Source organism: Rhodoferax sp., assembly GCF_039922535.1.
Lineage (GTDB): Bacteria > Pseudomonadota > Gammaproteobacteria > Burkholderiales > Burkholderiaceae_C > Rhodoferax_B.
Genome location: NZ_JBDTEM010000491.1, coordinates 1 through 4,404, shown reverse-complemented (window position 1 = coordinate 4,404; position 4,404 = coordinate 1). Strand labels below are relative to the sequence as shown.

Here is a 4,404-nt window from a genome sequence, read left to right as displayed (position 1 = left end):
CCCGACGAAGTAGCCCTTGACTGCGCCCAGGAGGCCGCTGGCCAACTACGTTACGAGATCGAAGCAGCGTTCAGCCAGGGCCTGCCCAATACGCCGATGGCCGGGGCCACTATCCGGGTGATTTCAGGCAACTTCATCACCGCCCGGCCCGTGGGCATTGTGGATGGCATCGACTTCCAGCATTCGGGCCTGGTGCGCAAGGTGGACACCGGCGGCATCACCCGCGTGCTCGACATGGGGGCCATGCTGCTGATGTCGCCGTTTGGCTTTTCGCCCACCGGGGAGGCCTTTAATTTGACGATGGAAGAAGTGGCGACCTCGGTGGCCAGCGCGCTGCAGGCCGACAAGCTGATCTTTTTGACCGAGGTGCCCGGCATCCGCATGCGCCCCGGCGAGCCCGAGAGCGACGACAACCCCATCGACACCGAGCTGCCGCTGGCCGTGGCCGAAAAGCTGCTGGCCGACCTGCCCGCCGCCAATCTGCCCACCGACCCCGCCTTCTACCTGCAGCACCGCGTGAAGGCCTGCAAATCCGGCGTGGAACGCAGCCACATCATCCCGTTTGCGGTAGACGGCGCGATCCTGCTAGAGGTCTACGTGCACGACGGCATCGGTACCATGGTGGTGGATGAAAAGCTGGAGAGCCTACGCGAGGCGCTGGTGGACGACGTGGGCGGCATCTTGCAACTGATCGAGCCGTTTGAAAAAGACGGCACCCTGGTCAAGCGCAGCCGCACCGAGATCGAGCGCGATGCCGATCTGTACACCGTGGTGGAGCACGACGGCGTGATCTTTGCCTGCGCAGCGCTCTACCCCTACCCCGAGGCCCACACCGGCGAAATGGCGGCGCTGACCGTGTCGCCCCAAGTACAGGGCCAGGGCGACGGCGAAAAGGTGCTCAAACGCATTGAGCAGCGCGCCCGCGCCGCCGGGCTGCACAGCATTTTTGTGCTGACGACACGCACCATGCACTGGTTCATTAAGCGCGGCTTCGAGCAGGTGGACCCCGAGTGGCTGCCCGAGGCCCGCAAGCGCAAATACAACTGGGACCGGAAAAGCCAGGTGCTGGTGAAAAAGTTGTAGCCCAGTTTCAGTAGGACGTGCGCTCTGCCGAAACCTCAATGGCTGTGCAAGCCTGCCGGTGCGGTGTCTTCAAATGACGGCAGGTCAATCTGCTCGGGGCGCAGGTATTTCTCGGCAAAGTGGCGGTACACGCCCTTGCGCATGAACACGTCGAAGAGATCGGGGTCGATGTGGCCGCTTTTACTGAACCGCACCATGATCTCCAGCGCCTTGGACAGCTTCATGCGCGGTCGGTACGGGCGGTCGGCGCTGGTCAGGGCTTCAAACACGTCGGCCAGCGCCAGCATGCGTGCCTGCAGCGACATTTGGTGCAGGTTCAGGCCTTTGGGCAAACCGGTGCCGTCCAAGGGCCCACGGCCCGTACTGGCGTATTCGGGTACGTTTTTCAGGTGCTTGGGCCAAGGCACTTGCTCCAGCATGGCCTGGGTGGCGACCATGTGCTGGTTGACGATCTCGCGCTCTTGCTCGGTCAGCGTGCCATCCGGGATCGACAGGTTTTCCAGCTCGTCACTGCTTAAGAACGGTACTTGCATGCCGTCGGGATTGCGCCAGTAGCGGCGCGTGCCGATGTCGCGGATTTTGCTGAGCTGGGCATCGGTCATCACCGTTTGGGCCTGGTTCACTTCACGCAAAAATGCCCGGTCGGCATCGATGCGGGTGTGGGTCTCTTGGCCGCGCTGCTCGGCAACGGCCTCGGCGGCAGGGTCGGTACAGGCACGCAGGGCGAGTTGCTGGCGTAACGTGGCAATTTCGGCATCGCGTTTAAGCACCTCAAACCGGGTGCTGATGAGCTCGATGCGGTCAAACAGGGTTTGCAGTTTGGTGGCCTTGTCGGTCACGTGCACCGGTGTCGCGATCTTGCCGTAGTCGTGCAGCATGCCCGCGATTCGGAGCTCGTAACGGTCGCGTTCGTTCATCTGGAAGCTGGCGTACGGCCCGTCGGTGGTGGTATCCACGGCAGAAGCCAGCATCATGGTCAGCGCGGGCACGCGGTTGAAGCGGTCGCGGGCATAGGGCGATTTGTCGTCGATCGCCGTATTGATCAGTTGCACAAACGACTCGAACAGGGTCTCCAACTGGTTCACCAGTTGCCGGTTGCTCAAGGCAATCGCGGCTTGCGAGGCCAACGACTCGACCAGGCGCTGGTCGGCTTCGGAAAAAGTCACCACCCGGCCCAAACCGGGCTCCAGTGCGTTGATGAGCTGCAGCACGCCAATCACTTCGCCGTCGAAGTTTTTCATGGGCACCGCCAAAAACGACTGCGAGCGGTAGCCGGTGCGGGCATCGAATGCCTTGGTGCCAGAAAAATCGAAACCGGCTTCTACATACGCATCGGCAATGTTGACAGTGCGGTCGTGGATGGCGGCAAAGGTGGCCACCATGGTGTCGTTGAAGCCGCCCTCGGCGTTGATGAGCTGCAGCGGCGCAAAATCGATGGGGTTGCCGGTGGTGCCACCCAGAAATAGGTTCAGCGAATTGGTCCGCATGATCTCAAAGCGCAGCGCGCTGCCGTCTTCGGTCATGCGGTAAAGGGTACCGCCATCGGCCTGGGTGATGTTTTTGGCGGCAATCAGAATGCCTTCCAGCAGGCTATTGGTATTGCGCTCCTTGGACAGCGCGGCCCCAATGGTATTGAGCTGATCGAGTCGGCTGAGCAGGTCATCGACGAGGTCCATCGCCATATTTGCATCGTCCCGAATGTTAATGTTTGTAAGTTCTTGTTAGCCGAGAAGATTAACACCAAATCCTGAAAATAAAGTCCACAGCAAGTGCACACAAGCCTGCCCACCGCGGCGGGTGTATCGGGCAAACCGGCCTCGTTACAATTACAAATCTCCCCTCTACTCACCTCCAGCCCGACCGTATACCGCGCGCAGTGAAGTCCGCCTCCCTTCCCCCCACTGCCCCTGCCCGCATGGACCGTCGCCATGTCCGGGAATGGCTGGTGTTGCTGCTGCTACTGGCCCTGCTGGGCGGTGCCGTGGCGTATTGGCTGGGCCGGGCGCACAGCGCCAACCGCGAGCGCGAACGCAACCAGTTGCAAAACCAGGCCCGGGTGGTCGAAGAAAACCTGGAACGGCAGCTACTAGGTGCCAACAACGCGCTGACCGGTGTTCGCTACGACCTGTTTTACGGTGATGGCGATACCAATGCAGCCAATCTGCAGCGTCGCCTGCAGGTACTGACCGATGCCATGCCAGGCGTACGAGGCATGGTCGTACTCAACCAAGACGGCCTATCGGTGGGGGCAAACCGCAAAGAGCTGCTGGGCAAAGACTTTCATGCCCGTAGCTACTTTGCCGTGCCCCAGGCACAGCCGGATTACGCCTCACTGTATGTGTCACCACCCTTTTTATCGGTTCTGAATACCTACGTGGTGGCCTTAAGCAAAGCATTTTCGAACGACCGTGGCCAGTTTTCAGGGGTCATTCTTACGTCCCTCGACCCCGACTATTTCGACATCGTGATGCGTTCGGTAATTTACGCCCCCGACATGGCCGTCAGCCTCGCCCATGGCGACGGCAAGGAATTTTTGGTTATCCCGCCCGACAAGTCCCCGCGCGAGCAAGACCTGAACGTCACGGGCTCCTTGTTTCGGCAGCACGTGGAGTCCGGCCTGGCCAGCAGCGATTTGATCGGCCTGTCGCAGCGGTACAAAGACGAGCGCATGGTCGCCATGCGCAATATCCGCCCCGTCGAATTGCGCATGAACAAACCGCTGACCGTGACGGTCAGCCGCAACCTGGCGGCGATTGATGCCCCCTGGCGCACCGATGCGCTGGCCTCGGCCGGCGTTTTTGGCCTGCTGTGTGCTGGAGCCTGCATCGCCCTGGGCTATGTGCACAACCGCCGCCGGGCGCTCAAACAAGCCCACGCCACCGCGCAGCAGGCGCTGGAAGAAACCATGCGCCGTTTCGAGTTCGGCCTCAAAGGGGCCGACCTGGGCCTGTGGGACTGGGATATTGCGAACGACACGCTGACCATCAACGAACGCCAATGGCAGATGCTGGGCTACACCCCTGAAGGCGCACCGTTGAAGTCGGCCTTCTGGCACAGCCTGATCCATCCCGAAGACGCGCCGGCCGTGCAGGCGACCTTTTTAGCCCATGCCAAAGGCCTGGCCGCGGGCTACAAGCTGGAACACCGCATGCAGCACAAACAGGGCCATTGGCTCTGGGTGCTGAGCCACGCCATGGTGACCGAGCGCGACACTGCTGGCCGGGCCACGCGCATGCTGGGTACGCACCTGGACATCACCGAGCGCATGCAGTTCCAGTCTGAGCTGCAGCAGGCCAATGCACAACTCGCACAGCTCAGCAT

Annotated in this window: 3 protein-coding genes; 2 read left to right on the top strand and 1 reads right to left on the bottom strand. The window is 61.5% G+C overall.

All coding sequences use genetic code 11. The features are described 5' to 3' along the window. Positions 1 to 1,083, top strand: a 1,083-nt coding sequence (gene argA, locus ABI213_RS22945) for an amino-acid N-acetyltransferase (RefSeq protein ID WP_348028833.1), incomplete at its 5' end; no start/stop codon positions are given. A 35-nt stretch (positions 1,084 to 1,118) separates the two neighbouring features. Here the strand turns inward: argA and ABI213_RS22940 are convergent. Further along, entirely contained in the window at positions 1,119 to 2,759 is a 1,641-nt protein-coding gene (locus ABI213_RS22940; protein WP_348028831.1) for an HD domain-containing phosphohydrolase, read from the bottom strand. Positions 2,760 to 2,998: 239 nt separating this feature from the next. On the opposite strand from ABI213_RS22940, the gene ABI213_RS22935 reads away from it, so the two are divergent. Further along, the coding region (locus ABI213_RS22935; protein ID WP_348028830.1) for a PAS domain-containing protein at positions 2,999 to 4,404 on the top strand (1,406 nt) is incomplete at its 3' end.